This window comes from Rhodococcus sp. 27YEA6 (assembly GCF_044908235.1).
GTDB classification, from domain to species: domain Bacteria; phylum Actinomycetota; class Actinomycetes; order Mycobacteriales; family Mycobacteriaceae; genus Rhodococcus_F; species Rhodococcus_F qingshengii.
The window spans coordinates 96,855-123,006 of record NZ_JBIYCY010000015.1 but is presented as its reverse complement, the minus strand read 5'-3'; the positions used below and the strand labels follow the sequence as shown (position 1 = coordinate 123,006).

General features: G+C 62.2%; 28 protein-coding genes and 1 tRNA gene. 12 read left to right on the top strand and 17 right to left on the bottom strand.

The window, feature by feature from the left end; all coding sequences use genetic code 11:
* Window positions 1-65 precede the first annotated feature (65 nt).
* A complete protein-coding gene (locus tag ABH939_RS27380) occupies window positions 66-464 on the bottom strand; it encodes a hypothetical protein (protein WP_021332874.1) in 399 nt (132 codons plus the stop codon).
* Entirely contained in the window at window positions 461-946 is a 486-nt protein-coding gene (locus ABH939_RS27375; RefSeq protein ID WP_007731639.1) for a MaoC family dehydratase N-terminal domain-containing protein, read from the bottom strand. The genes ABH939_RS27380 and ABH939_RS27375 overlap by 4 nt, the downstream gene beginning before the upstream one ends.
* Window positions 947-1,047: 101 nt before the next feature.
* On the opposite strand from ABH939_RS27375, the gene ABH939_RS27370 reads away from it, so the two are divergent.
* Window positions 1,048-1,899, top strand: a complete 852-nt coding sequence (locus ABH939_RS27370) for an alpha/beta fold hydrolase (protein ID WP_007731641.1) — start codon at window positions 1,048-1,050, stop codon at window positions 1,897-1,899.
* 7 nt (window positions 1,900-1,906) lie between these two features.
* A complete protein-coding gene (locus tag ABH939_RS27365) occupies window positions 1,907-3,088 on the top strand; it encodes a multidrug effflux MFS transporter (protein ID WP_404650427.1) in 1,182 nt (393 codons plus the stop codon).
* Window positions 3,089-3,093: 5 nt separating this feature from the next.
* On the opposite strand, the gene ABH939_RS27360 is transcribed toward ABH939_RS27365, so the two are convergent.
* The 5 genes from ABH939_RS27360 to ABH939_RS27340 all read right to left on the bottom strand — a co-directional run bounded on the left by ABH939_RS27360 (window position 3,094) and on the right by ABH939_RS27340 (window position 10,738).
* Window positions 3,094-3,837 carry an IclR family transcriptional regulator gene (locus ABH939_RS27360; protein ID WP_007731643.1) on the bottom strand — a complete coding sequence of 248 codons (744 nt, stop codon included), beginning with the start codon at window positions 3,835-3,837 and terminating at the stop codon, window positions 3,094-3,096.
* Window positions 3,838-3,907: 70 nt separating this feature from the next.
* Window positions 3,908-5,839 carry an ABC transporter ATP-binding protein gene (locus ABH939_RS27355; RefSeq protein WP_007731644.1) on the bottom strand — a complete coding sequence of 644 codons (1,932 nt, stop codon included), beginning with the start codon at window positions 5,837-5,839 and terminating at the stop codon, window positions 3,908-3,910.
* On the bottom strand, window positions 5,836-7,569 hold the full coding sequence (locus tag ABH939_RS27350; protein ID WP_054188631.1) for an ABC transporter ATP-binding protein: 1,734 nt from the start codon (window positions 7,567-7,569) through the stop codon (window positions 5,836-5,838). Before ABH939_RS27350 ends, ABH939_RS27355 begins: the two co-directional genes overlap by 4 nt.
* Before the next feature lie 113 nt (window positions 7,570-7,682).
* Window positions 7,683-10,037, bottom strand: coding sequence for an MMPL family transporter (locus ABH939_RS27345; RefSeq protein ID WP_404650424.1), 2,355 nt, complete (start codon window positions 10,035-10,037; stop codon window positions 7,683-7,685).
* 71 nt (window positions 10,038-10,108) lie between these two features.
* Complete coding sequence (locus tag ABH939_RS27340) at window positions 10,109-10,738, bottom strand: TetR/AcrR family transcriptional regulator (protein WP_007731646.1); 630 nt, start codon at window positions 10,736-10,738, stop codon at window positions 10,109-10,111.
* A gap of 250 nt (window positions 10,739-10,988) precedes the next feature.
* Here ABH939_RS27340 and ABH939_RS27335 point away from each other — a divergent pair, with 250 nt between their 5' ends.
* Window positions 10,989-12,098, top strand: coding sequence for a GGDEF domain-containing protein (locus ABH939_RS27335; protein WP_003943790.1), 1,110 nt, complete (start codon window positions 10,989-10,991; stop codon window positions 12,096-12,098).
* Between the two features lie 12 nt (window positions 12,099-12,110).
* On the opposite strand, the gene ABH939_RS27330 is transcribed toward ABH939_RS27335, so the two are convergent.
* Window positions 12,111-12,566, bottom strand: coding sequence for an Rrf2 family transcriptional regulator (locus ABH939_RS27330; protein WP_003943908.1), 456 nt, complete (start codon window positions 12,564-12,566; stop codon window positions 12,111-12,113).
* Window positions 12,567-12,694: 128 nt separating this feature from the next.
* Here ABH939_RS27330 and ABH939_RS27325 point away from each other — a divergent pair, with 128 nt between their 5' ends.
* Complete coding sequence (locus ABH939_RS27325; protein WP_003943902.1) at window positions 12,695-13,636, top strand: sterol desaturase family protein; 942 nt, start codon at window positions 12,695-12,697, stop codon at window positions 13,634-13,636.
* Here ABH939_RS27325 and ABH939_RS27320 read toward each other — a convergent pair.
* From ABH939_RS27320 to ABH939_RS27310, 3 genes are all read right to left on the bottom strand, one after another.
* Window positions 13,602-13,940, bottom strand: a complete 339-nt coding sequence (locus ABH939_RS27320) for a DUF202 domain-containing protein (protein WP_404650421.1) — start codon at window positions 13,938-13,940, stop codon at window positions 13,602-13,604. The two genes, ABH939_RS27325 and ABH939_RS27320, sit on opposite strands and share 35 nt — an antisense overlap.
* Window positions 13,941-14,291, bottom strand: a complete 351-nt coding sequence (locus ABH939_RS27315; RefSeq protein ID WP_003943804.1) for a YidH family protein — start codon at window positions 14,289-14,291, stop codon at window positions 13,941-13,943. It abuts the gene before it with no gap.
* A 123-nt stretch (window positions 14,292-14,414) separates the two neighbouring features.
* Entirely contained in the window at window positions 14,415-15,098 is a 684-nt protein-coding gene (locus ABH939_RS27310; RefSeq protein ID WP_404650419.1) for a YceI family protein, read from the bottom strand.
* A gap of 246 nt (window positions 15,099-15,344) precedes the next feature.
* Between ABH939_RS27310 and ABH939_RS27305 the strand changes: the two genes are divergently transcribed.
* Both ABH939_RS27305 and ABH939_RS27300 read left to right on the top strand, forming a co-directional pair.
* On the top strand, window positions 15,345-15,518 hold the full coding sequence (locus ABH939_RS27305; RefSeq protein ID WP_003943953.1) for a hypothetical protein: 174 nt from the start codon (window positions 15,345-15,347) through the stop codon (window positions 15,516-15,518).
* A 98-nt stretch (window positions 15,519-15,616) separates the two neighbouring features.
* Window positions 15,617-17,104, top strand: a complete 1,488-nt coding sequence (locus tag ABH939_RS27300; protein ID WP_387386972.1) for a DUF1254 domain-containing protein — start codon at window positions 15,617-15,619, stop codon at window positions 17,102-17,104.
* A 52-nt stretch (window positions 17,105-17,156) separates the two neighbouring features.
* Here the strand turns inward: ABH939_RS27300 and ABH939_RS27295 are convergent.
* From ABH939_RS27295 to ABH939_RS27280, 4 genes are all read right to left on the bottom strand, one after another.
* Window positions 17,157-17,247, bottom strand: a tRNA-Ser gene (locus ABH939_RS27295).
* A gap of 56 nt (window positions 17,248-17,303) precedes the next feature.
* A complete protein-coding gene (locus ABH939_RS27290; RefSeq protein WP_003943869.1) occupies window positions 17,304-17,495 on the bottom strand; it encodes a CsbD family protein in 192 nt (63 codons plus the stop codon).
* Between the two features lie 138 nt (window positions 17,496-17,633).
* Entirely contained in the window at window positions 17,634-18,095 is a 462-nt protein-coding gene (locus ABH939_RS27285) for a nucleoside deaminase (protein ID WP_003943976.1), read from the bottom strand.
* On the bottom strand, window positions 18,096-18,635 hold the full coding sequence (locus tag ABH939_RS27280; RefSeq protein WP_003943823.1) for a tRNA adenosine deaminase-associated protein: 540 nt from the start codon (window positions 18,633-18,635) through the stop codon (window positions 18,096-18,098).
* Window positions 18,636-18,683: 48 nt separating this feature from the next.
* Here ABH939_RS27280 and ABH939_RS27275 point away from each other — a divergent pair, with 48 nt between their 5' ends.
* A complete protein-coding gene (locus ABH939_RS27275; RefSeq protein ID WP_054827397.1) occupies window positions 18,684-19,658 on the top strand; it encodes a prephenate dehydrogenase in 975 nt (324 codons plus the stop codon).
* A gap of 26 nt (window positions 19,659-19,684) precedes the next feature.
* Here the strand turns inward: ABH939_RS27275 and ABH939_RS27270 are convergent, their stop codons facing one another.
* Window positions 19,685-20,272, bottom strand: a complete 588-nt coding sequence (locus ABH939_RS27270; protein ID WP_073512852.1) for a putative glycolipid-binding domain-containing protein — start codon at window positions 20,270-20,272, stop codon at window positions 19,685-19,687.
* Between the two features lie 238 nt (window positions 20,273-20,510).
* Between ABH939_RS27270 and ABH939_RS27265 the strand changes: the two genes are divergently transcribed.
* From ABH939_RS27265 to ABH939_RS27245, 5 genes are all read left to right on the top strand, one after another.
* A complete protein-coding gene (locus tag ABH939_RS27265; RefSeq protein ID WP_312637598.1) occupies window positions 20,511-21,656 on the top strand; it encodes a DNA (cytosine-5-)-methyltransferase in 1,146 nt (381 codons plus the stop codon).
* On the top strand, window positions 21,653-22,522 hold the full coding sequence (locus tag ABH939_RS27260) for a hypothetical protein (protein ID WP_165638732.1): 870 nt from the start codon (window positions 21,653-21,655) through the stop codon (window positions 22,520-22,522). The genes ABH939_RS27265 and ABH939_RS27260 overlap by 4 nt, the downstream gene beginning before the upstream one ends.
* Before the next feature lie 10 nt (window positions 22,523-22,532).
* Window positions 22,533-22,937, top strand: a complete 405-nt coding sequence (locus ABH939_RS27255) for a very short patch repair endonuclease (protein WP_042921136.1) — start codon at window positions 22,533-22,535, stop codon at window positions 22,935-22,937.
* 10 nt (window positions 22,938-22,947) lie between these two features.
* Window positions 22,948-23,637, top strand: a complete 690-nt coding sequence (locus ABH939_RS27250) for a DUF998 domain-containing protein (RefSeq protein ID WP_007731663.1) — start codon at window positions 22,948-22,950, stop codon at window positions 23,635-23,637.
* 79 nt (window positions 23,638-23,716) lie between these two features.
* Window positions 23,717-24,961 carry a S9 family peptidase gene (locus ABH939_RS27245; protein WP_151097623.1) on the top strand — a complete coding sequence of 415 codons (1,245 nt, stop codon included), beginning with the start codon at window positions 23,717-23,719 and terminating at the stop codon, window positions 24,959-24,961.
* A gap of 1 nt (window position 24,962) precedes the next feature.
* Here ABH939_RS27245 and ABH939_RS27240 read toward each other — a convergent pair whose 3' ends face one another.
* A complete protein-coding gene (locus ABH939_RS27240) occupies window positions 24,963-26,141 on the bottom strand; it encodes a cation:proton antiporter (protein WP_404650416.1) in 1,179 nt (392 codons plus the stop codon).
* Window positions 26,142-26,152 lie beyond the last annotated feature (11 nt).

The following is a 26,152-nucleotide window of genomic DNA, read 5'->3' as shown; positions in this document are numbered from 1 at the left end:
ACTGAACGTTTGAATGAAACAGATCTTGGGTGAGATTGCGTTCTACGCCAATGGATTCGGTTCGCTCAGCAGACCCGGACCACCACAGCGGTTCCGACGGCACACAGCACGCCATTGTCCGAATGCTCCCGCAATGCCAAAGTTAGTTGGTCACTGTCGATTTGGGACACTTCACCCGACACCTCGAGTGTGGTTCCGACGGGCGCGGGCGCACGATTCTGCCAGGAGACGGACACAACTCCTTCGTATCCACCGGCAAAGTGTGACGCGGCACGAAAGAACAGCGTGCCCTGCAACTGGGCCATCACCACCGGTGCGGACAACCCCTCCGTCTGCGCATAGGAGGCGTCGTAGTGAATACGGTGCGAATTGTGCGTCGACGCCCCGAATCGAAGGATCCGAACCGGATCGCAGACCAAGGTCACCGATTCGATCGGCGTGCCCACGACTACTGTTTCGGTCATCGGACGATGAACTTCTCGACGACCTCGGCGAATGCGCCGGACTGCGCACCCCGGTAAGTCTTGGTGACCGAGAGCAGCAGAAACTCGTCCGGAGCCCGGCCCTTGGTCGTCACGGTATCGAGTACTCGCCCTACGACGACAGCCTCACCCAGCGGGGCCGGTCGCAAGAAAGTCACACTCTGCCCGCCGGCCATCAAGCGCACGTCGATACCGTCTGTGCCCGGCACTTCGTCACGGAACATGCCGTCTGCTCGGTACTCTCGATCGGAGCCACCTTGCGGTCCTCGCAAAAGCGAAGGCAGATACATCGGATGGACGGCAAATGCCGGGTGCTCCGGGTCGAGAAACCGGGGGTCCGTCTCGGCGGTGGCAACCGCAAACGCAACCGACTCCGCCGGACGCACCGTTCCCAACTCTCGCGTTTCCCGCGTACCGATCATCGCCTCCGCGCGATCACGCGCGTGCTCGAGTTCTGTTCTCATGCCAGCACGCTAGGCATTCGGAAGTCTCACAGCCACGAACCGGGTTCGCCTGCCGGACCGCGATACTTCCCATACCGCTCACCTCGAGGTCAGGTATAGCCATGGCTGATCAACCGAAGAGCTTGTACGCCAAAGCAGATGGCGTCACATTCCATTACTACGACCTCGGCGAGGGCGACCCCACGATTTTCCTGCACGGAGGCGGCCCCGGCTGCACTGCGTGGTCCGACTTCGGGCCAGTGGCACCGCTCTTCGCCTCGGATCGACGAGCGATTCTCGTTGATCTGCTGCAATACGGTCGGTCCGACAAGTGCACCATCGCCGGCCCAATGTGGGACTTCCACGCCGCCAAGGTGGTTGCCCTGCTCGACGAACTCGGAATCGAACGCGCAGACTTCGTCTGCAACTCGTGGGGCGGCACCATAGCGCTCAATCTTGCGGCAAAGTACCCGGAACGCGTTCGCTCCCTGGTGATCACGGGCAGCATGCCCGTCTTCTACGGTCCACTCGCGCCGCTCCCCGAGGATGGCCGTCGTGGCCGCAACGCCCGCGACGTCTACTACGGCGGCACCGGCCCCACCCTCGAAAAACTCCGCACCTTGATCACCAGTCTCGAATGGTTCGACGGATCGAAGTTGCCCGCCGAAACCCTCCAGATGCGATACGAGCAAAGTCTCGACCCCGAAGAAATGGCCCTGGCTGCCTCGGCGGACTCACCTCGTGGCGATTGGCAGGATCTCACAGCTGAACTCGGCCAGATCCAGGCGCCGACGCTCTTCGCCTGGGGCATGCACGACGCATTCCTCACCCCGGACTACCCGCTCATGCTTGCGCGGATGATTCCCCATGGCCATCTCTACATCATGGACAAGGCGTCGCATCATCTTCAGGAAGAACGACCATACGACTACTACAGTGTAGTTTCGGGTTTCCTTGACCAACAGCACAACTGAACGAACGGTGATCGCCCCGACGGGCGGTGCACGGATCCGATTGGTACTGCTTCTCGGAATTCTCACCGCCCTCGGGCCGTTCACCGTCGACATGTATCTTCCTGCGCTGCCACAGATCACGCAGGAATTCGGCACGTCGGACACGATGGTTCAGCTGACCCTGACGGGCACACTGCTGGGTCTGGCTTTCGGCCAGTTGCTCATCGGCCCACTGTCCGACATCTACGGACGTCGACGTCCCCTGCTCGTGGGCACAGTAATTCACGTCGGCGCGTCGTTAACCTGCTTCTTTGCTCCGTCCATCGAAGTCCTCACTGCGCTGCGAACCCTTCAAGGTTTCGGCGCCGCCGCGACAGGCGTGATCGCGATGGCAATCGTTCGTGATCTATTCACCGGACACGATGCGGCAGTTGTACTTTCGCGGCTGATGTTGGTCATGGGCGTAGCGCCCATCCTGGCCCCCTCCATCGGCGGGGCGCTGATGTCCGTAACACAGTGGCGCGGAGTCTTTCTCGCTCTCTTCATCCTGGGCATCGCGATGATCGCACTCGCGGCAGTATCGCTGCCGGAAACACTTCCACCCGAGAATCGGTCGGGCAAGGGCATCGGCGCCATCGCGCGAAACTACATTGCGCTCGGCAAGGATGCCCACTTCATGGTGTTGGTGCTCGTGTGCGGTCTCGGCCGCGGCGTTTTGTGGTCGTACATCGCCGCGTCGTCCTACGTGATGCAGGAACAGTTCGGACTGAGCGCCACCGCATACGGATTTGCCTTTGCCGGCGGCGCCGTCGTTCTGATCGGTTCGTCCCAGCTCAACGTCGTGCTTCTCGGCCGGTGGTCGCCGAATTCCATCACGATCTGGGCAATGTGGGGCAGTAGTGCCGTCGGCGCTGCATTTGTTGTTGTTGCCGCCACCGACTCGTGGGGATTCGTCGGGTTTGCCGTCCCCATCCTGCTGATGCTCTGCGCAACGGGTTTTGTCATGCCCAACGCACCGGCGGTTGCACTGTCCCGTCACGGAGAAGCCGCAGGCTCAGCAGCCGCGCTGATCGGATTTGCGCAGTTCGGCGCTGCCGCTGTGGTTGCGCCCATCGTCGGCCTTCTCGGCAACACCAGTCTTGCCGTGGCCATCTCCATGACCGGGGCTTCGGTTCTCGGCGTGATCGCGCTGCTCTGCGTGCGTCGATAAAACGGTTATGCCGAGCGTTCGAGAACCGATACCTTCCGGCTGATCCCTTCGGCCGCCGCGCGCAACGGTTCGGCAAAACGCTCGGTATCCATTCGATACCGCGGACTCGACACACCGATCGCGGCAACTGCTTCACCAAGTCCACCGAAGATCGGGGCAGCGATACTCGATGTTCCCAGGCGAACCTCCTCGGTCTCGACCGCCAACTGCTGCGAACGAACAGCGTCGAGTTGCCTACGTAACCCGTCTTCCGAGTTCACCGTCCGATCGGTGAACTCGACAAATCCGTTGCCTGTCACCGCTCGAAAAACGGAATCCGGTGAGTACGCGAGTATCGCTTTGCCGGTTGCCGTGGCATACATCGGCAGCCGGCCAGCCACCCGCGACGGCAGGTCCACCCCGTGATGACCGGAGATCTTGTCGATGTACAGAACATCGAGGCCGTCGCGAATCGCGAGGTGAACCGTCTCCCGGGTCGCCGCGTGAAGATCCTGCACATACGTCAAGGACACCTCGCGCAGAATACGTTGACGAGGAACCAACTGCCCCAGTTCGAAGAGCCGTAACCCCAACCTGTACTTGGTTCCGACCCGTTCCAGTAGACCAAGAGACACCAGTTCACCGGCTATTCGATGCACCGTCGCCTTCGCAACACCACTCCGATTCGCAAGTTCGGTCAGCGACAGCGCACCCGAATCCGCATCGAAGGAATCGAGTATCAGGCGCGCTTTCCCCAGCAACGAATGCATCGCCGAGCGCCTCCAGTACACAGAATGTGGTCCACCCAGCGGACCAAGTCTGCTCCAGTCTACTGAGGCATCAGATCTCCGCGCCCACGAATTGGCTGTTGTACAGACGGAAGTACGCGCCGCGGGATTCGAGCAGAGCCTCATGGCTCCCCTGCTCCACGATCCGGCCTTCCTCCATCACCACGATCAGGTTCGCATCACGAATTGTCGAAAGACGGTGCGCGATGACAAAGCTGGTTCGGTCGTTGCGCAGAACCGCGGTGGCGCTCTGGACCAGCAGTTCGGTGCGCGTGTCCACCGAACTGGTCGCCTCGTCGAGGATCAGGATGGACGGCTGCGAGATGAAGGCGCGGGCGATGGTGATGAGCTGCTTCTCGCCCGCACTGACGTTGCTGCCTTCCTCGTCGATGACCGTGTCGTAACCCTCAGGCAGAGAGTGCACGAACTTGTCGACGTAGCTCATCTCGGCCGCACGACGAATCTCCTCGTCGGTGGCACCAGGCTTGCCGTAGGCGATGTTCTCGCGGATGGTTCCACCGAACAGCCATGCGTCCTGCAGAACCATGCCGATCCGTGAGCGCAGATCGTCTCGCGTCATGTCGGCGATGTCGATGCCGTCCAAAGTGATTCGGCCCGAATTGAGTTCGTAGAACCGCAGGATGAGGTTGACGAGGGTGGTCTTGCCTGCGCCGGTGGGTCCGACGATCGCAACCATCTGGCCCGGCTCGGCAGTCAGGGACAGGTCCTCGATCAGCGGCTGTTCCGGCTTGTAACTGAAGGTGACGTTCTCGAACTTGACGCGACCCTTGTCGACAGTGGGCGACTTCGCGCTCTTCGGGTCCTCCGACTGCTCGTCTTGGTCGAGCAGCGCGAAGACCCGCTCGGCCGAAGCGACGCCGGACTGCAGCAGATTGGTCATCGACGCTATCTGCGTGAGCGGCTGGGTGAACTGCCGCGAGTACTGGATGAACGCTTGCACATCGCCGAGCGTCATCGTTCCGGATGCGACGCGCATGCCACCCACCACTGCGATGGCGACGTAGTTGAGGTTGCCCAGGAACATCACGGCCGGCATGACCAGACCGGAAATGAACTGCGCCTTGAAACTCGACTCGTACAGATCCTCGTTCTGCTTGCGGAAGCGCTCCTCGACCTCCTGCTGGCGACCGAACACCTTGACCAACTCGTGGCCGCTGAATGCTTCCTCGACCTGTGCGTTGATTCCGCCGGTGCTCTTCCACTGCGCCACGAAGTGCTTCTGTGAACGCTTCGCGATGAACGCTGTGACCATGATCGACAGCGGAACAGTTGCCACCGCGATCAAGGCGAGCAGAGGTGAGATCCACAGCATCATCACCAGAATGCCCAGGACGGTCATCACCGACATGACCAACTGGCTGAGCGTCTGCTGCAAGCTCTGCGCGACGTTGTCGATGTCATTGGTCACGCGTGAGAGAACATCACCGCGGGCATGGGTATCGAAGTACCGCAAGGGAAGTCGGTGAATCTTCTGCTCGACGTCCTCACGCAGACGACGAACGGTTCGCTGGACCACGATGTTGAGCAGATACGCCTGCAGCCAACTGAACAGCGACGCGCAGACGAACAGCAGCAGCACGATCATCAAGACCTTGCCGACTGCGTCGAAATCGATTCCGGTTCCAGGCACAACTGCCATGCCGGACACCATGTCGGCGAGCTGACCCTGCCCCGAAGCGCGCAATCCTTCGACAGCCTGTTCCTTTGTCGTCCCCGGCTGGAGTTGCTTGCTGACGATTCCGTCGAAGATCAGGTTGGTGGCGTTTCCCAGGATCTTCGGAGCGATCGAGGAAAGTACGACGCTTGCGGTCACCAAAGCGAAGATCAGGACGACGATCGGCTTGTCGGGGCTCAAGCGACCGAGGAGACGTTTGAGCGAAGGGCCGAAGTTCATGGCCTTCTTTGTGGGATCGCCGCCGCCGGGCGGGCCGATGGGAGGCGAGGAAGTCGGTCGATTGCTCATGATGCGTCCTGTACGGCTAGCTGAGAGGCGACGATTTCGCCGTAGGTGGGACAACTGACCACGAGTTCGTCGTGCGTGCCGATCCCCACGATGGCGCCGTCGTCGAGCACGATGATCTGATCGGCTTCCACGATGGTGGAAATACGCTGCGCGACAACGACGATGCAGGCGTCTTGCGTGACCGGCCGGAGCGCCGCACGCAGCCTCGCATCAGTAGTGAGGTCGAGTGCCGAGAAGGAATCGTCGAACAGATAGATCTGTGGCTTACGCACCAACGCTCTGGCGATGGCGAGTCTCTGACGCTGACCGCCCGATACCGTCGTACCGCCTTGTGCCACCGGTGTGTCCAGGCCTTCGGGCATGGCGCGGACGAAGTCGGCAGCTTGGGCGATCTCGAGGCACTCCCACAGCCATTCGTCGGTAGCTTCGGGGTTTCCGTAGCGGAGATTGGTGGCGACAGTGCCCGAGAACAGATACGGCTTCTGCGGGACGAGACCGATCACCGAGCAGAGCAGTTCCGTGTCGATGTCGCGGACGTCGACTCCTCCCACCGATACCGATCCGGAGGTGGAGTCGATCAAACGCGGAATCAGGTTAAGCAGAGTGGTCTTTCCCGATCCGGTGCCGCCGATGATCGCCGTCGTCTTGCCGGGTTCGGCACGGAACGTGATGTCGCGCAATACAGGTTCCTCGGCTCCGGGGAACTGGAACTGAGCGCCACGAAGTTCGACGACTCCCGGGTCCTTCAGTTCTCGGACCGGGTTCTCGGGCGGAATCACCGACGAATCCGTGTCGAGCACCTCGGAGATACGTTCGGCGCACACCGACGCACGCGGCAGCATCACCGCCATGAAGGTGGCCATCATGACGGCCATCAGGATCTGCATGATGTAGCTGAGCATCGCGGTGAGCGAGCCGATCTGCATCGAGCCCTCGTTGATCTGATGGCCACCGAACCAGATGACCGCGACGCTGGTGACATTGCTGATCAGCATCACGAGCGGGAACATCAGTGCCATGAGGCGGCCGACGCCGAGTGCAGTCTCCGTCAGCTCACGGTTGGCATCGCCGAAACGCTCTACCTCGTACGGTTCCCGTACAAACGCTCGGACGACGCGGATGCCCGTGATCTGTTCGCGAAGAACACGGTTGACGGCGTCGAGGCGGCCCTGCATGACCCTGAATCCGGGGACCATCCGGGCAATCAGGAAACCCATCGAGACTACGAGAAGCGGGACGCTGATCCCCAGGATCCAGGACAGATTCAGGTCCTGACGCAGAGCCATGATGATGCCGCCGACGCACATGATCGGCGCCATGACGAGGATGGTGCAACTCATCACGACCATCATCTGCACTTGCTGGACGTCATTGGTGTTGCGGGTGATCAGCGAAGGCGCACCGAAGTGCCCGACCTCTCGGGCCGAGAACGTCCCGACCTGATGCAGCACCGAAGCCCGGAGATCGCGTCCGACGCCCATGGCGACTCGCGCACCGAAGAAGACGGCACCCACCGAGCACAGGATCTGCGTGAGCGTGACCATCAGCATCATCCCGCCGGTGGAGAGGATGTAGCCGGTGTCGCCTTTCGTCACGCCGTTGTCGATGATGTCGGCGTTGAGACTCGGAAGGTAAAGGGCCGCCATAGTCGAAATAAACTGCAGGACGACAACGCCCGTGAGTTCACCCCGGTACGGCATCAGATAAGTGCGCAGCAGCCTGATCAGCATAGTGAGCGAAGGTTACCAATCCTGGCCGACATGTGCCGCTGGATATTTCGATACACAAAAACTGCTGTGCGCCTTTATTAACCGCGGGGGTTAATAAAGGCGCACAGCAGAGATCAAGCAGATGCGGACTGAAGCTCCGCTTCCTTTTCTTCACGGAGGGCCTTGCTGAGCTTCTCGCCCTCGATGTCGACGTTCGGCAGAATCTTGTCCAGCCACTTCGGCAACCACCACGCCTTGTCGCCGAGCAGTGCCATGACGGACGGGATGATCACCATGCGCACGATGAAGGCGTCGAAGAACACCGCCGCGGCAAGCGCGAAGCCGATCGACTTGATGAACGAGTTCGGTTCCGCGATGAAGGCACCGAACACGGAGATCATGATGACCGCGGCCGCACTGACGACCCGGGCGCCATGGTTGAAGCCGATGGTCACGGCCTCCTTCGCGCTCGCGCCGTGGACGTACTCCTCACGCATACGCGTCACGAGGAACACCTGGTAGTCCATCGCGAGTCCGAACACCACACCGATCAGGAAGATCGGCATGAAACTCACGAGTGGTTGCGGGTTCGAGATGATGCCCAACCAACCGTGCTGGAAGATCGCCACCGTCGCACCGAATGTCGCGAGCACGCTGAGCAGGAAGCCGAGCGTCGCCGTCAGCGGAACCAGGATCGAACGGAACACCAAGAGCAACAAGATGAATGCAAGGCCGACGACGACGGCCAGGTAGGGCACCAATGCATCCTTCAGCGTGTCCGAGACGTCGCCTTCGAGTGCGGTCTGACCGGTGATGCCGTAGCTGACGCCGATCGAATCGTTGAGTCCGCCTTCGGCTCCACGAAGGCTGGACACCAGATCCATCGTGGCGGGGTCGGTCGGACCACTCTTCGGAGTGATCAGTACCTGCGCGGTGTCGCCGGCCTCGTTGACCCCGACGACCTGTGCGTTCTGGACGTCATCGAAGCCCGAGATGGTCGAGACGACCTCCGCAAAGGCCTCCCCGGCGGGAACGCTGGCATCCTTGGCGTCGACAACGGCGATGAGCGGTCCGTTGCGACCGTCACCGAAGCCCTCGTCGATCAGGTCGTATGCCTGACGCGCACTGGTCGCCGGGTCACCGGTGGCCTCCGACGGCAGTGCCAGGCTCAATCCCGTTGCGGGCAGAGCCAATGCGCCCAGAAGCACTACTCCACCGATCAGCGGCACGAGCGGACGACGGACGACGGCACTGATGAAGCGCAGAGCCAACTTCGGCTTGCCCGAATCTTCGTCTTCGGACTCCTCAGCGCGCTTGCTGAGGAAGGGAATCTTGCCGGCAAAAGCCTTGCGTCCGAACATACCCAGGATCGCAGGCAGCAAGGTCAAGGCGATCAGAACCGCGATCAGCACGGTAAAGGCCGCTGCCGCACCCATATCGGAGAGGAACGGGATGCCGACGACTCGCAAGGCAACCAGCGCGATGATGACCGTCAAACCAGCGAATACCACTGCGGAACCGGCAGTTCCGACGGCGCGACCTGCTGCTTCGGCACGGTTGTCAGTGAGGGTGAGCTCATGCCTGAACCTGGACATGATGAACAGCGAGTAGTCGATCGCCACGGCCAGACCGATCATGATCGCCAGCGTCGGAGTCATCGAACTGAGATCCATGAATCCGGTGGCAACCGTGATTCCGAGGCTGCCGATAGCGATACCGATGATCGCGGTGAGGAGCGGAAGCCCCGCGGCCACAAGCGAACCGAACGTGATGGCCAGAACGACTGCGGCAACGGCGATACCGATCAGCTCGGTGACACCACCGGGCATCTCCGCTTCCTGAGCAGCAGAACCACTGACCTGGACGTTGAGTCCCTCGGCCCGACCGACATCGGCTGCGGAGTTGATCGAATCACGCAACGCCTGATCGAGATCGGCGAAGTCACCGCTGAACGGAACCTCGACGTACCCGACTGTGCCGTCGGCACTGAGCGGCGACAACGCACGCGCGTCGTCCACGGCCTGTGTCTCGGAAGTTCCAGCCGCAGCAGCCTTTTCCTTGAACATCGCAACCATGGAGTCGTTGCCGGTAACCGGATTGACCAACGCCTTCGCGGCCTGTTCCGGAGTGGCAGTCGCCGGGTCCACCTTGGCAGAGTCGGCGACCTTGTCGATGCCACGAATACTCGCGAGCATGTCGTCCATGGCCTTGACGTTCGCCGGATCGGCCAGCGTCGTGTCTGCCGGAGCTTGCACTACGTATCGCGCGCTCAGCGAATCCATAGGATTGGGCGCGTCGGGAAAACGCTCCGCCATCAGGTCTTGCGCCTGCTGCGCCGGGGTTCCCGGAATGGAGAACGAGTCCTTGGTGGGGCCGGACAGAGTCGCTGCCCCGACGCCCATCAGGACCAGGATTATCAGCCAAACGCTGAGGACCGCGCCTTTTCGCCGGTAGGCGAACTTGCCGATCCGATAAAGATAGGTGGCCACGACGGGCTCCTTGCTGTTTCGGTGCGTGTACGTGGACAGGTATTACGTGTGGGGCTCAGAGACGAGACATCTCAGGGACGCGACATCTCAGGGGCAGGCGGCGGCGCGGGCAACCCGGCACGAATCTGCCTAAAAGCGTCGTGAACCAACTCTTCCGGACTGGAAGCCTCCGACTTTCCGCCAGTCCAGACGTCGATCACCGATTTAGCGGCTCCGCCCACCGCTCCCAGGAGGAGCGTCGGGTACAGGTCCTTCTCGGCGTCGGTACCGGTGCGTTCCGCCAATGCCTGAACTACTGCACGGTTGATCCGCTGATGCATGTCTGCGGCATCCCGGTAGAGCGCGGGACTCGAATCCGACAGCAGCCAGATACTTGCCTTCTCACTCCCACTCGGACCTGAGTCGTTCACGATTTCGACCACAAGTTCTTCGAGGACGTCGAGAATAGGTTCGTCCGCGGGCCGCGACGCAAGCGCCTCGATCCACAGGTTCACCGATTCCTCGAAACTGGCGAGCACTGCCTCCTCCTTGCTGGAGAAGTAGTTGTGGAACGTCCTCGTCGACACTCCGGCCTCGGAGGCGATTGCGTCAGCGGTGACGCATTCGATCCCCAGCGCACGAGCGAGCCGTGCTGCCGCGCCGCTGAGTGCGGCACGGGTTGCTGCCTTCTTGCGGTCACGAAGGCCTTGTTCGATGATCACCCCAACACGGTACCGAACTTGCAGAGCTCTGCAACTTTGCAGAGGTCTGCAATATTGTGCGATCGAACACAGGGCACGGAAACTCGAGGCGTACCTCACACTCACGCACGGCAAATGCCTGAACAGCGCGACAGAGAGAGTTGCGAGCAACTCCACCGCCTGACGCCCCCTGCCAAGTTGACGCGTGAATCAACATGGCCTGACATACTTTGCGGTGAATTAACCGTAATTTGCTCGGCGAAGGAATCTGATGGACCCGCTCCTGCACACCTGGCCGGTTTCGTCCACGGTGATGCTGTGGGGATCGAAGTCCGGACGAGGCTCCGTACTACGTCTCGTCCGTCTCACCATCGGGTTCTGCTCACTCAATTTCTCGATCGTGGCGTTCCTGTTTCTCCTCAGCGGAGAGGGCCCGGACGGACCGTTTGCGCGCAGTTGGCTCGTCGGCATTGCGACCGTCAACCTGATCCCTACGATTCTCTGGTTTGTCGGCCGAATCAGAGGTTCACGCATGCTCAAGCTCTACGGACTGTGGGCAGATCTCGGAACTGCCTCGATTCTCATCACCTTCACCAGCCATAACGCCGCCCTCTTCGGCGCGGCACTCTTTGTCGCCACCGGCGCCTACTTCACCTATTTTCTCGATTACCGCTGGTTGGCCTTCCATCTCGCCTTTGCCACGACATTTGTCATCGCCCTGACGGTGCTCGGCCTGACGAACGGCGACTACTCGACAACCAGCGTGATCGCACGCACGGACGTCGTCCTGTGTGCCGTGATCTTCATTCCGGCCACGATTCAGTTCACCTGGCGGCAATTACTCGCGCGCGCAACGGGATCCAAAGTGGATGCGCTTACCGGCCTGTTGAACCGACGAGGACTGTGGGACATGTCGGAGCGCATCTGGTCGGTCGCGTCGGCAAATCGTGCCGACATTGCTGTTGCCGTCGTCGACATCGACAAGTTCAAGGCGGTGAACGACACGTTCGGCCACGAAGTCGGTGACGCCGTCATCATCCGGACCGGAACGCGCCTGCAGGCGCATGTGAACGGTTTCGGTTACGCCGCGCGCACCGGCGGCGAGGAGTTCACCGTTGTGATGATCGGTACTCCGTACGGACTTCGCAAACGAATCGCGACGCTCCCCAAAGCCGTGGTGAACGCCTCCGACGACCCCCTGGCCACGGTCAGCGTCGGCGCAGCGACGCTACCTTTCATCCCACATCAGGAAGAGTTCGACTACAACGAGTTCTCCCGAGCAATCGTTGCGGCCGATCATCTGATGTACGACGCAAAATCCGCGGGAGGCAACACCGCGAACACTGCTCCTATGGCAGTTCCGCGTCGACGGGCACACTGAAACCGGGCTGTATCAGCGCCGATTCCACGCCTCGGGATCTGCCGTCAGTTCGTGAATGAACTCGGGCAACTCTCCACCTGCAACATCGGTGAGTGTGACATTTTCGAGCACAGCACGGAGGTTGACTCGCACTGCAATCCACACCTCCTTGAGGGGCGTTGCCGGTCCCCCGTAGTCGACGTCTTCCGGTCGCTGACCCCGAATCGAAGCCAGCGGTCCCTCGACAGCTCGTATGACGTCGGCAATCGTGATCTCGTCCGCGGACCGAGCGAGCCAGTATCCCCCGTCCGGGCCTCGACGGCTGTTGACCAAGCCGCCGCGCCGCAGGTCCGAGAGCACCGCTTCCAGGAACTTGTGGGGTATTACCTGGGATTTGGCGAGAAACTCGGCCTTGGCCGGGTCAGGACCAACTGCCGCGAGCTCGACCAGAGTCCGCACGGCGTAGTCCACCTTCGCGGTGATATGCACCGGCAATTCCTACCATCGTTCTATGAATAGTCGCAACAAACCTGCGAGTTCTTCGCCGCAAAGGGTTCCCTGACGTTACATTTTGATGCATGATGTAACGATCAGAGCTAGAGAACAGGACAAATCGCGTGTGGGAAACCCTTCTCGAATCATGGAAGTCACTGCTCGAACCGCTCCATGATCCCGTTACGCTCGCAATCCCCGCGTTTGTCATCTTCCTCGCAATCGAATGGTTCGCGGCCCGTGCGCTCGAAGATCATCCCGACGACGCCGACGGACGCGCACGGCCGGCACAGGGCGGCTACCGAAGCGTCGACGCCAGAACCAGCGTTCTACTCGGACTCGTGTCGATCGCAACGAGCACCTTCTGGAAAGTGCTGGCGCTGATCGGCTATTCCGCAATCTGGGTGTATCTCGCTCCGTGGCACCTCTCGCCGACTGCCTGGTACACCTGGGTGATCCTGCTGCTCGGAATCGACGTCCTCTATTACGCGTATCACCGCATCGCACACCGAGTTCGAGTCATCTGGGCCACACACCAGGCTCACCATTCGAGCGAGTACTTCAATTTCAGCACCGCACTGCGGCAGAAGTGGAACAACAGCGGTGAGATCATCATGTGGTTGCCGTTGCCGTTCCTCGGGATCCCGCCGTGGATGGTGTTCGTCGGCTTCTCCGTCAGCCTCGTCTACCAGTTCTTCGTCCACACCGAACGTGTCGGAAAACTCTGGCGGCCCATCGAATTCATCTTCAACACGCCGTCACACCATCGCGTCCACCACGGCTCCGACGCCGAGTACCTCGACCGCAACTACGCCGGAATCCTCATCATCTGGGACCGGATGTTCGGAACCTTCGCAGCCGAAACCCACCGCCCCACCTACGGACTCACGACGCCGGTCGGAACGTACAACATCTGGAAGCTCCAAACGCGCGAATATGCTGCCATTGCTCGCGATTGGAAGGCGTCGACATCGTGGCGGCAGCGAGCCGGCTACGTGTTCGGCCCGCCCGGCTGGGCGCCGAAAGCCGAGGTCACTTCAGCAGAATCCACAGCCCCGTCGCACTGAGCAGGAGCAGAGCGACCGCGAGAGTTGCTCCCATACCCAAAGCGGGCGTTGCCTTTTCGGCCGAAAACTGGGCCAACCGCCTGGGCCGCGACCGACGTTCGTAGACCGTCACCGCGACGACGAGCACGGCAGCGACGGACGGGCCGATCAGGGCCGCCGACCCGAACGGCGGCAACCATCTCAGACAGGCGGCAGACAAGCCGAGGATCGACAGACTCGTACGTACGAACGAGAGCGATGTGCGCTCGGACTGCAAGCCCTTGTCCGGAGGCTTGACACCTTCCGACGGTTCCAGCGCGGTCAATCAGTTCACGACCTCGACCACCAGGACGGTCGCGCAGATCACCAGCACGATGCCGACGACCGGCGCCATGAGCGGCACCGGCAACGAGCGCTCAGTTCGCAGTGCACGCTCGGCGCTGATCCAGTGGACAAAGGAAGTGATGGCGATCAGAGCACCGCCGACGAGCAACAACGCGGCCAAGCCGGATCGAACCGTCGGATTGAGAATGTCGCCGCCGAACGCTTCGAGTCCGACGCCCGACGCGACGAAGGCCGTTGCAGTGCGGATCCAAGCCAGATATGTCCGCTCATTGGCGAGCGTGAACCGTGGATCGGGGTCTTCGCCCGTCCGGAACGGTCTCCACCGGGGCATCACCTGTTCATTCCGTCCGGGCAGAGATCGCACACTGCCTTCGGAGCGGACAAGAAGAAAGGAAGGTCATGTCCTTAATCTTCCCTGCCCGCCCCGAAGCAGTGCGAATCGGGTGGACGTAATTCAGCTCGCGGCGAGTGAGACCAGGAAGTCCACCGAGCCGCTGCCGTCGACGGTGACGAAACCGAGGGACGGAGGCTCGACTCCGAAATCGGTCCAGGAGACCGGAATCGAGCCCGATGCGATCAGCGAATCACCCGAATGCAGCACGGTCATGTCGACCGACACCGGCTTGGACTGACCCTTGAGCGACAGCGTTCCTGACACCGTGACCGTCGCCGTTGTTCCGTCCGTCGGTACAGCAGACAAGTCCACCGGCGAGTCGATCGTGAACGTCGCCGTCGGATACGTGCTGGTATCCATCACATTGCCCGTGAACTGGCCGTCGCGCCGATCCGAGTCGGTCTTGATGCTTGCCACCTGCACCGTTACCTCGCCGGAAGTGAGCTTTTCACCCTCGACAACCGCGTTTCCGCTCACCTCGCCAGTGGTTCCGACGACGGTCACACTCGATCCGTTGAGAATCTCGTGCACGGTGTACCCAGCTGCCGTCTGGTTGTCCCCCTGCCCGGCGACGACGGTCCATTGCCCGTCGATCGATCCGGACGCCGCCTCCGCGCCCTCAGTGGACACCACGGCCGCCGGTGCATCGTCTTCAGCGATGAACTTCCCGTACGCCCACGGCCCCACGAGCAGGGCGAGTACGACCACAACTACTGCTCCGCCGATCCACCAGATCTTTTTCATGGGCTCGACGATAGTTGCAGCTTCAACAGTTGTCAGGACTTACGACCTGGGAGAACCCTGTGAAAGTGCTCCACGAACACCGAAGGGTGAGCCGCGTCTACAGCCATTAGTAATCATTTGGTAAAATCGACTGTGCATTCCGGCCCCCAGCCTGGAATGCCTGGGCCGTGCGCATCGAATCATGCATCGATCCCGATGCGCACGGTCTGCCCGAAACACGAATCACACCGATCGAGGGAGCTCGCGATGGCGGACCTGACGCTCCTGACCGACGACGAGTTACGCGAGCGTCGGATCGCCCTCAGTCGATCCCTCACTACCGCAGCAGATTTGATCCCCACCCCGCCACCTTCGTTCTTCGAGAAGCTGAAGCAGGACATCGATGCCGCCGCTGCAGAGTGGATCGCTCGCCGCTCCTGAACGTTCGAATTGCGTACACAGAACCGGTTTTCGATTTCCTCACCGGTTCACCCCGCAAGGGTGATGATGCAGCGGACGGTCACCGGCACCATGACTTCATGGACTCCCCGACCGACTCAATCGCACAAGGTTTCACGCCGGCACACGCTCAACTGGCGAGATCGGCCGGAGTTCCAGCAACGCTCGCCGCTGAGAGTTACGTGGAAGCCCTCGCCCGGATCGTCTATTACTGGGGCTATCCAGCTGTGGACACCTTCGGCCGTACAAACATGTGGGAGATCATGGATGGCAAGACCGGACTCCAACTCGGCCTTCTGCCAGGCGCCGCCAAAAATTACACAGGTGCCCTCACCGACTACATGAGCCCGGCGCAGCGGTGGGTCGTCTCACCCAACAACGACACGATCTACGGCGCAGGATTCGCCGATCTCACCGACGAAACCGCAGTTATACAGACCCCGACCGAGGTACCCGACGGCCATTACTGGACTATCCAGATCGTCGACGTGCTGACAAATGTGACTCACCAACTTGGTTCGGCGACAGGCACTCCCGGCGGAAAGTTCCTTCTGGTCGGACCTGATTGGGATGGCGAGTTGCCGGAAGACTTCCTCGATGTGCTTCGAGCACCGACGAACGTGGCTGGTGTCTTCCCTCGCAGTTTCGCAGCACGTTCCGAGGCGTCCAAGCAGCAGGCGCGGTCGGTGCTCGACCAGATCGGCATGTACCCGTTCAGCGAGGATCGACCCGGCCCGCGGTCCTTCGGCTACGAGGCCCACGCCGCGAACTCGATCTACCCTCAGGGCGTCACCGCCGAAATGTTGGCGGTCGATCCCGACGCCAGTCGACCTCAATGGGTGAAGCCGGAATCTTTCTGGACCGATCTTGCAGCAATGCTCGATTTCAACCCGACCATGGGCGCAGCAGACACCCCGATGGCTGATCAAGCCAAGACGCTTGTCGCACTGTATCGTTCGGACAAGTCGTACCGAGCGCTGCTCGACCGCGCCGCGCTCCGCGCCGACGTCGCCCTCCATCAATCGGCGAGCTACGTCCAAACCGGGGTCGACGCAGGCAACGGATGGCAACGGCAACGCAACAGTGGCCTGTGGGGCACCGACTGGTTCGGACGGGCGCTCGCGGCCGTCATCTACATTTACGTCAACGACTTTCACGAGGCTGTCTACCTCATCCGGGGTACCGACCACGACGGAGCGTTGCTCCACGGCCGCGAGCGGTACACCATGACCTTCACAGAAGACGCACTCCCACCCGTCGACCGCAGTCGCGGCGGCTTCTGGTCTCTGACCATGTACGACAAGGACGCATTTATGCTCGCCGACGCACCGGGTAACCGCGTCAACCTCGGCACCGTCAATCTCGACGCGGGCGATCTCGTCTTTCGTGACGGGAAGCTCACCTTGCACCTGTCTCACGACGAGCCGACCGATCCGGATGCTCGTGCCAACTGGCTACCCGCTCCGCACGACGAATTTCGACTGATCATTCGCAGCTATGTCCCCGACAAATCAGTCCTCGATGAAACCTACCGATTCCCTGACGTCGTCCGAGCAACGGGACTATAGGCGCCACCAAGCACAAAAAAGCTCCCCACCTGCGTGAACAGGTGGGGAGCTTTGGCGGTGGCGGAGGGATTTGAACCCTCGGACGGGGGTTACCCGTCACACGCTTTCGAGGCGTGCTCCTTAGGCCGCTCGGACACGCCACCGTTGGTGACTTTACCGGATGGAGTGCCCGTGGCTGAAATCGCCAGGTGGAGCGGTATTACGTGAGCTTGTCCTTGATGCTGGAAGCGGCGTCCTTGACCTTCTCGCCTGCATCCTTGACGGCCGATTTCACCTGGTCGCCCTTGCCTTCGTTTTCGAGGTCCCGGTCACCGGTAGCGCTGCCAGCAGCTTCCTTGGCCTTGCCCCCGAGGTCTTCGGCCTTGTTCTGAGCCTTGTCTGCGATTCCCATGAGTACTCCTCTGTGAACGCGAACGAATCGCCTTCCGACGATCCGCCGATGCCCTGACGGCATCTGCCTCCACCATGCCCTCGATTGATGGATCCGGCTACCCGAGTGTGCGATCACTCTCGATGGGGAATACCGAATTCAGGCCCGCTGCTCGCGGAAGAAATCTTCCAAAAGCCCAGCGCATTCGTCCTCGAGGACGCCGCCGCGCACCTGCGGCCGATAGGTCAATCTTTTATCTCGAACTACGTCCCATAATGATCCGACGGCTCCGGTTTTCGGCTCCCACGCCCCGAAAACGACCCGAGAAACCCGGGCGAGGACCAGAGCGCCCGCACACATCGTGCATGGCTCGAGGGTCACGGCAAGCGTCGCACCTTCCAGGCGCCAGCCGTCACCGTAGGTTTTCGCGGCAGCACGCAACGCGAGGATTTCGGCGTGCGCGGTCGGATCGGACGACGCTTCCCTGGCATTGGAGGCCCGAGCAACTTCGACGCCGTCTGCGTCGAACACCACTGCCCCGACCGGGACGTCTGCGTCGGAGGCGGAACGTGCGGCCACGATGGCCGCACGGATCATGCGCTGATCGTCAGCGAGAGTCATCTAGCGCGGGAGCTTGTCGAGCGCTGCGCCGAACTCGGATGCGAACCCGAGTCGCTGCGCGATCATCCCCAACTGCTCGTCCGGATAGAGATCGGTCTCGGCCGCGATGACGGCGAGCACGGGTTCCGGCAGGCCCAGATCGGCCAGCACGGACAGATCGCCCTCTTCCCAGGGTTCGACATCGTCGAGGTCGTCCGGGTCGATGTCGGGGATCTCGATGTGCAAAGCGTCGAGGACGTCGGCTGCGATGTCGTAGTCGATGGCGGCGGTCGCGTCGGAAATCAGCAACTGCGTGCCCGACGGCGCCGGACGCAACACGATGAAGAACTCGTCGTCGACGTCGAGAAGACCGAAGACGGCACCCGAACTTCGCAGCTCACGCAGCTGCGTTTCGGCGGCCGAGAGCGAGGTCAACGCGTCGGGCGTCAGTGCCTTGACCGTCCAACGCCCCTCTTCACGGACCACCGCGACACCGAAGCCTTCAAGCTCCTCCGACTGGTTCGAAGAGGCGCTCTTGTTACCCGCGCGCTGTGCACCCATGGCGCAACGGTAGCCCGCCTGGTGCCAGTGAGTGAAGTCCGAGCATCGATGTGCCAACCTGAACTCGTGTCTGCGATCGATTCCGCCCCACCAGTCTGCGTTCTCGGCCTCGGATTGATCGGCGGTTCGCTACTTCGCGCCGCCGTCCGATCCGGCCGCCGGGCGTGGGGTTACAACCGTTCCAGCGAGTCCGCCGACGCGGCCCGAGCCGACGGTTTCGACGCCGACACCGATCTGGTTTCAGTGCTGCAGAGAGCAAACGAAAGCGGCGCGATCATCGTGGTCGCCGTGCCGATGCCTGCCGTCGACGCCACCTTGGAGGCAATCGCCGCGCATGCGCCCGACAATCCGATCACGGACGTCGTCAGCGTCAAGGGTGAAGTGAAGGCCGCGGTCGAACGAGCGGGCTTGAGCGCCAAGTTCGTGGGCGGTCATCCGATGGCGGGGACGTCAGCTTCGGGTTGGGCGGTCGGGGATGCCGATCTGTTCGTCGACGCGGTGTGGGTCGTTGCCACCGACGAGGGCGTCGACGCAGACGTGTGGTCGCAGGTCGCCGACCTTGCACTCGACTGCGGCTCGGTCGTCGTGCCGGCCGAATCTCTCGAGCACGATCGAGCAGTCGCGCGAATCTCGCATCTGCCTCACCTGCTCGCGGAAACGCTTGCGATCACCGGAGCTGCCGGAGGCGAACTGGCTCTCGGGCTGGCTGCCGGATCATTTCGCGACGGCACTCGCGTGGCCGGGAGCGCTCCTGGCCTGGTGCGGGCGATGTGCGAGGGCAACCGCGACGCCCTGCTGGTCGCGCTGGACGAGGCGCTCGACCTTTTGCAGGGCGCACGTACCGATCTGCTCGACAACGGCTCGACGGCACGATTGGTGGACGCAGGGTTCGCGGCGCGCGGCGCCTACGAGTCGCACGAGCGGTGGGACATCGAAGACGTTCAGGCCGGAGAACCCGACTGGATCAACCGGATGCGAGACGCCGGTCGACGCGGCGGCGTCATCCGGCGATCCGCAACCTAGAACTACGCAACCTAGAGATACGAAACCTAGATACGAGTTGCCAGACCCGGGTAGTCGAGGACAAAACCTTCGGTGTCGACGGACAGCGTCGAGCTGGACACCGGGGACAGCACACTGATTCCGTCGGCGCCGGAGCTGTAGGTGATGGTCGCACCCTCGACGCGCAGGTCGAGGAGATTGACGTAGACGACCGGGACCTCGGCGTCTTCGATGTCGTTCTGCAAGCCGACGCGGCGGATGGGCAGCGTGTTGAAGAACGGGCTGAGGATCACGTCGACATCGAGTGCGCCATCGAACGCAGAGCGCTGGTGACTGGCGCCGTTCTCGACCATCCAGGTGCCTTCTTCGTCCCGGCTGATCGACATCTGACGCTCACCGGCGGCCAGGGCGGTCCGCACGGACAACCGGCGGGTGATGCCGGCCTCGTCGGTGACCAGGTCGTACGACGCGCTGAATGCCGGGTGCTCACTGCAGGCTCCACCGATGATCCGGCCGGAAGCCTTGATGCGATTTCCGTTCAGCTGCACACGAACAGACTCCATACGAGGAGCGTTGTGGGCCTGCCAGGTCAATACCGCGGGCCAGGACGCGTCACCGGAAGGTTGGATGCTCACCCGACCACGGTAATGGACGAACGGGCACGGAGCACCGCTGGTTCGGGTTATTGCTTCGATCAGGGACCTTTTAGGGACTTCGATCGGCCCCGAAGATCTCGATGTAAGGCGTTTCACAACGGTTCTTCCGTAAGGAGCACGCCGCGGACTGAATAGTTGGCAAACGGTGTCGGAGTTCTCGAGTACCGTGCTTCTAGGTCGGTTCGTGAGGAAGGGTGCTGTGACGTCGTCGCGGAGCATGGTGGGTTTGTTTGCCGGTATCGGTGGTCTCGAGTTGGGGCTCTCGGAACATGGGTGGAACACCGAACTGCTGTGTGAAATCGATCCGGGCGCGCAGGCAGTTCTCCGTTCGCGTTTCGCCGACGTGCCGTTGCACGGTGACGTCACCAAACTTCGCGCGCTGCCCAGTGACATCGAATTGGTGGCCGCCGGTTTCCCCTGCCAGGACCTCTCTCAGGCCGGCAAAACGGCAGGCATCACCGGCGCACGCTCAGGACTGGTGGACGAGGTGTTCCGTCTGGTCAAGCGTAAGAAGGGCCCGCGCTGGCTGTTGATCGAGAACGTTCCGTTCATGCTTCAGCTCGGCAAGGGCGCCGCCATGCGGCACATCACCGACGCCCTCGAAGACCTCGGATACACCTGGGCGTACCGGGTGGTCGACGCCCGCGCCTTCGGACTCCCCCAGCGTCGCCAGCGGGTCATCATGCTTGCCTCGCGCACAGACGATCCTCGCGAAATCCTGTTCGGCCAGGACGCCGGCGAGCGCCTGGGTGGCGATCCCGCGGACTACCCGTGCGGCTTCTACTGGACCGAAGGCACTCGCGGTCTCGGATGGGCCGTCAATGCCGTGCCGACGCTCAAGGGCGGCTCGTCCGTCGGCATCCCCAGTCAGCCGGCAGTCCGGTTGCCGTCAGGTGAGATCGTCACTCCCGGTCTAGTCGATGCCGAGCGACTGCAGGGTTTCGATCCCGACTGGACGCTGCCGTCCGTCGAGGTTCCCGGCCTACGCCACAGCCATCGCTGGAAGCTCGTCGGCAATGCCGTGAGCGTGCGGATGGCGTCGTGGGTCGGTGGCCGGTTGAGCGATCCCATCGAATACGACGCGGCTGGCGAGACGCCACTCGAACCGGGCGACGCCTGGCCGAGTGCGGCCTGGGGCCGTAATCGTCAGGCCTTCCGCGTACACACGTCGACGTGGCCGGTGCAGTACGAGTATGAAGATCTGAGCGGCTTCCTCGAAGACACGCGGTTGCTGTCGGCTCGGGCGACGGCCGGCTTCCTCAAGCGCGCACGCATGGGTAATCTTCGGTTCATCCCCGGTTTCATCGAGGACGTCGAAAGCCATCTCGAGCGGATGGGCGGATATCCCGAGGCCGCGGCATGACGGACTCACTGTTTCCCGAACCCCTGTTTCCGGAGACACTGTTTTCCGAGCCGGAACACGAACCACTCTGGAGCGCACTGCAACTCGCGGGCGACAAGCCCCCGGCCGACGCCGATCGCGGCGAGAAGAAGAACTACGCCCAGCGACTGTCCAATCAACTGGCACAGACGGTGGCCGACGCTCTGCGTCCGCTGTATCCCAACATCACCCCGACGGCGTCCGGAGAAGGCCAGGAGGCAACAGTCGATGTCGCCAAGGGCCGAAAGCGCTTGGACGTCAAGGCACTCGACCCCACTCTCGGCCTGATCCTCTGCGTCTCCATCAAGACGTACAACTTCCAGGACTACAGTCCCCGCAGCGGCAAGCTGGGACGGTGGACCAAGAACATCGTCCGCAACGACCACGAATTGCGTGGCGAGGCAATGGTTCTGCATCAGCGTCAGCCGTACAGCGTGTTGGTCGCCGTCATGTTCGAGCCGTACGCCACGTGCGACGACGGCGACCCGACCAAGACCAGCGACACCGGCAAATCCTCTTTTGCACACCACGTCACGACGCTCTCGAAGCGCTCGGGCCGGGGCAAGCGCGCGGTGGTCGGCGTTCCGGGAAAGGCCTGGGTGGATCTCGGCGCCGAGGACACCCGCTACGACCTCTTCGAAAAGGTCTACATCGGACTCTACGAACCCGATGGCGCAGTTCGGTTCTTCGACGTCGACGAACCGCCGCCGCGCAACGGCCGCCCCACCGAAGCTCAGACGCTCTCGTTCACCGACTTCGTGACCGTCGTGCACGGTGAAGTGGAGCGTCGCAACAGGTTTGCGCCTACCTGGTCCGATCCCGAAGACAGCGACGATTCCGACGGCTGAGAGAACCACGGTGCCTGCGACGGATCCTGCCACCAGCGCTCGGATGAGCGCTCAGCGTCGGCGCGACACCAAACCCGAAATCGCACTTCGACGCGAGCTGCATCGACGCGGACTCCGGTACTTCGTGGATCGGGCGCCTGTCAAAGGTGTTCGCCGACGGGCCGATCTGGTATTCCCACGCCGCAAAGTCGCGGTGTTCGTGGACGGATGCTTCTGGCACAGCTGCCCGCAGCATGCGACGTTTCCCAAGAACAACGCGCAGTGGTGGACGGACAAGTTGGCCGCCAACGTGGTTCGAGACCGCGACACCGATGCACGTCTGGCAGAGCAGGGTTGGACCGTCATCCGCGTCTGGGAGCACGAAGATCCGCTGGTAGCGGCCGAACGCGTCCAGAAAGCCCTGCTCGGTCCGTAAGCTCGATTTCGTGAAAGAACGCAACGTTGCGCGGTGGGGTTTGGTGGCTGCGCTGGCTCTGGGCGGAATCGTCTACTCGTCGTGGATTCTCGAATTCTTCCTGGACACCGGCCTCGACCCGGTGACATCGTTCCTCAGCGAACTCGATGCCGAGAACCAGAAATACCGCGATGTCTTCGGTAACGCCGATGTCCTGTCCGCAATCTTGATGTTGATCTCCGGAGCGCTGGGTCTGCTGATCACGCCCCGGCGAAGGCTCTACGTCACGGGCTGGATTGCGCTGGCGGTGTTCGGCATCGCGACCATCGCCGACGCGTCGTTCCCCCTCGAATGCTCGGGCGAGGGTTGCCCGTCGAGCGCACCCGACGGTCTACTTCCGCAGCTCCACCATGTTCACGCGTTGACGAGCAGCGTGGCGGTCTTCGCGATCTTCACCGCGATGATCGCATTCACCGTGGGAGCGTTCAGGTATCGCGAGCACCCTTCTTTGCGGACGACGGGTCTGACCATTCTGATCCTGACTTCCCTTGCGACGGTGTGGATGTTGACGACCAACAGCATCGAAGTCTCCGGCGGCGGTAATCTCGGACTGGGTATCGCTCAACGTGCGCAGGTGCTGGGAATGTCGTTGTGGTTGTGCACCCTGGCATTTGCGATGTCGAGGCCGCCATCCACCGGGCTCCCGGCGTCGCCGCGCTGACAGGTTTTCCGGCAAGCGATTCGGGCGATCCTGGAACTACAACTGAAAATGGCTGCCCCGAACTAGCGAAGGTGTGCCCATGTCTCTCGCGTCGTCGTTCTTCGCCCATCCGCACCAGGCGTTCACTGCTGGTTTCTATCGCAACGAGTCCTTCGACTTCGAGCTACGAGTCGTTCTCGGGCAAGCCACCTTCGGCGCGGCAGATACCGGCGAAGTGCTCTCGGCCATCGCTCACGTCGGCGAGAAGGACCTCGAAGGCTGGTACGAGGCCTGGTTCGACCTCGGCACACGGGTATTCGGGCAGGCAGTAGAGGCAGCCGAGGCCGGGCATTCGCGAAGCGCGTCCAACGCGTACCTGCGGGCGGCGTCGTACTTCGGTGTGGCGATCAACGCAGTCGACGGTCTCAGCGACGATTCGGTTCTGGTCCCCACTTTCAAACGTCACCGACAGGCGTGGGACCGCTTCGTCGACACCACCTCCCAGCCCGTCGAACGCGTCCGGATCCCTTACGAGGACACCTACCTGCCCGGGTACTTCTTCCGGCCGCCCGGGGACGTGCGACGGCCGACTTTGATCATGGTGAACGGTAGCGACGGCCCGATCAGCGGGCTGTGGGGCAGCGGCGGTGCCGGGGCGCTCGAGCGGGGCTACAACGTGTTGATGTTCGACGGTCCCGGTCAGCAGTCGATGCTCTTCGAGCGCAACATCCCGTTCCGTCACGACTGGGAAGCCGTCATCACGCCCGTCGTCGACTATCTCGTGGACCGGCCGGACGTCGATGCGTCGAAGCTGGCGATGTACGGGATCAGTCAGGGCGGGTACTGGGTGCCCCAGTCGTTGGCGTTCGAGCATCGGATCGCGGCAGCGATCGCCGATCCGGGGGTCGTGGACGTGGCCGCGTCGTGGCTCGCCCACATCCCCAAGAACATGCAGAAGCTACTCGACGAGGGGAAGTCGGAGGCCTTCGACCGCGACATGGCGATAGGGCTGGGAATGAAATTCTCCAAGGACAGCGCCCGAATCTGGCGTTTCCGAGCGCGTCCGTACCTCGCCGACGGTTACTACAACACTCTCGCCGAGGTTCGGAAGTACCACCTCGAACACGTCGCCGGCTCGATCTCCACTCCCCTGCTCATCACCGATCCGGAAGGCGAGCAATTCTGGCCCGGTCAATCCAAGCGGCTTGCCGCCCTCGCCGGCGGACCGACGACGGTGGTTCCCTTCACCGCTGCCGAGGGCGCGAACTTCCACTGCCAGCCCATGGCGAGGCGTCTGACTGATCAGCGGATGTTCGACTGGCTCGACGAGCAGTTGGATCTCTGAATCAGGACACTTTCTCCTTTTTCGTCAAGAGAGTGGCGAGCATCGGCAGCAATAGAACCGTGATCGCCCCGGCCGCGACAAGAATCGACGCGTTGTCCGAGGACATCTGATGCGCGTCGACGGCAGCGCCAGTGACCGCCACGATCATGGGCAGGCCGGTAGCCCCGTACAACGCGACTTGCGCACTTTCGCGCGTGGTGAAGGGTGGTTCGACCTTCTCGAACTTGGTCACGAAGAACACCGGCGCGCCGCGGACGACAACGATCAGGATCAAAAAAGCAATCAGTATGCCGGGACTGGCGGCGACCGCCGAGACGTCGATCGCCATGCCTGAAGTGATGAAGAAAATCGGGATGAGGAACCCGAAGGCGATCCCGTCGAGCTTGATCTCGAGGCGCTCGTCGCCCTCTGGCATCAGTCGCCGCAGGATGAAGCCGGCGGCAAATGCACCGAGAATGACGTCGAGTGAGAACACGGCCGACAGCACTCCGAGGCTGACCAACAACAGAACGGTGAGGCGGACCGTCGTCTGCGCCGTCGTGTCCGCCCCTGCCCGCACCAGGCGATGTGTCCACGAGCCTTCGTGAATCAGCTTGCCGGGCAGCACCGCAACGATGACAGCGATCAAGGCGAAGACGGCAAGAACGATCAGCGACAGTACGGCACCACGGGCACTCAGCAGCACCGCCATCGCGACGACCGGCCCGAGCTCGCCGACGGCCCCGTGGTTGAGGACGGTCTTACCCAAGCGTGTGTCGAGGAGTTTGTTGTCCTTGAGGATCGGCAGCAGCGTGCCCAGAGCGGTCGACGTCATCGCGATGGCAACAGCGGCTTCGGCGGAGATCACGTTCCTCATGCCAAGCAGCGCGACCACCGTGAACGCCAGCGCGAGGCAGAACAGCCACGTGTAGAGCGCTCGACGTCCGCCGCGCCCACTGAGTTCCTGTCGGTCGATCTCGTAGCCGGCGAGCAGGAACAGCATGCCGAGGCCGAGTTCGCGCAGGATGCCGATCGCTTCGCTGTCAGCTGCGATGTTGAGGGCGAACGGCCCGACCACTGCGCCCGCGACCAGTAGCAACACCACTTCGGGAACCAGTCGACGCGGGATCAGGCCCGCGACTATCGGCGCGATGGCCGCGATCAGCGCGATCCAGAACAGCGATGAGGCAATTGAAGGCACGGATCATTATC

What these genes read in the sequence shown, in the direction of transcription:
- ABH939_RS27300 (WP_387386972.1), top strand. Translation starts at nt 15,617, where the DNA reads ATGGACTCCCCGACCGACTCAATCGCACAAGGTTTCACGCCGGCACAC.
- ABH939_RS27275 (WP_054827397.1), top strand. Translation starts at nt 18,684, where the DNA reads ATGTGCCAACCTGAACTCGTGTCTGCGATCGATTCCGCCCCACCAGTC.
- ABH939_RS27290 (WP_003943869.1), bottom strand. Translation starts at nt 17,495, where the DNA reads ATGGGAATCGCAGACAAGGCTCAGAACAAGGCCGAAGACCTCGGGGGC.
- ABH939_RS27265 (WP_312637598.1), top strand. Translation starts at nt 20,511, where the DNA reads ATGGTGGGTTTGTTTGCCGGTATCGGTGGTCTCGAGTTGGGGCTCTCG.
- ABH939_RS27285 (WP_003943976.1), bottom strand. Translation starts at nt 18,095, where the DNA reads ATGACTCTCGCTGACGATCAGCGCATGATCCGTGCGGCCATCGTGGCC.
- ABH939_RS27310 (WP_404650419.1), bottom strand. Translation starts at nt 15,098, where the DNA reads ATGAAAAAGATCTGGTGGATCGGCGGAGCAGTAGTTGTGGTCGTACTC.
- ABH939_RS27370 (WP_007731641.1), top strand. Translation starts at nt 1,048, where the DNA reads ATGGCTGATCAACCGAAGAGCTTGTACGCCAAAGCAGATGGCGTCACA.
- ABH939_RS27380 (WP_021332874.1), bottom strand. Translation starts at nt 464, where the DNA reads ATGACCGAAACAGTAGTCGTGGGCACGCCGATCGAATCGGTGACCTTG.
- ABH939_RS27260 (WP_165638732.1), top strand. Translation starts at nt 21,653, where the DNA reads ATGACGGACTCACTGTTTCCCGAACCCCTGTTTCCGGAGACACTGTTT.
- ABH939_RS27335 (WP_003943790.1), top strand. Translation starts at nt 10,989, where the DNA reads ATGGACCCGCTCCTGCACACCTGGCCGGTTTCGTCCACGGTGATGCTG.
- ABH939_RS27305 (WP_003943953.1), top strand. Translation starts at nt 15,345, where the DNA reads ATGGCGGACCTGACGCTCCTGACCGACGACGAGTTACGCGAGCGTCGG.
- ABH939_RS27245 (WP_151097623.1), top strand. Translation starts at nt 23,717, where the DNA reads ATGTCTCTCGCGTCGTCGTTCTTCGCCCATCCGCACCAGGCGTTCACT.
- ABH939_RS27360 (WP_007731643.1), bottom strand. Translation starts at nt 3,837, where the DNA reads ATGCATTCGTTGCTGGGGAAAGCGCGCCTGATACTCGATTCCTTCGAT.
- ABH939_RS27350 (WP_054188631.1), bottom strand. Translation starts at nt 7,569, where the DNA reads ATGCTGATCAGGCTGCTGCGCACTTATCTGATGCCGTACCGGGGTGAA.
- ABH939_RS27375 (WP_007731639.1), bottom strand. Translation starts at nt 946, where the DNA reads ATGAGAACAGAACTCGAGCACGCGCGTGATCGCGCGGAGGCGATGATC.
- ABH939_RS27355 (WP_007731644.1), bottom strand. Translation starts at nt 5,839, where the DNA reads ATGAGCAATCGACCGACTTCCTCGCCTCCCATCGGCCCGCCCGGCGGC.
- ABH939_RS27280 (WP_003943823.1), bottom strand. Translation starts at nt 18,635, where the DNA reads ATGGGTGCACAGCGCGCGGGTAACAAGAGCGCCTCTTCGAACCAGTCG.
- ABH939_RS27315 (WP_003943804.1), bottom strand. Translation starts at nt 14,291, where the DNA reads ATGCCCCGGTGGAGACCGTTCCGGACGGGCGAAGACCCCGATCCACGG.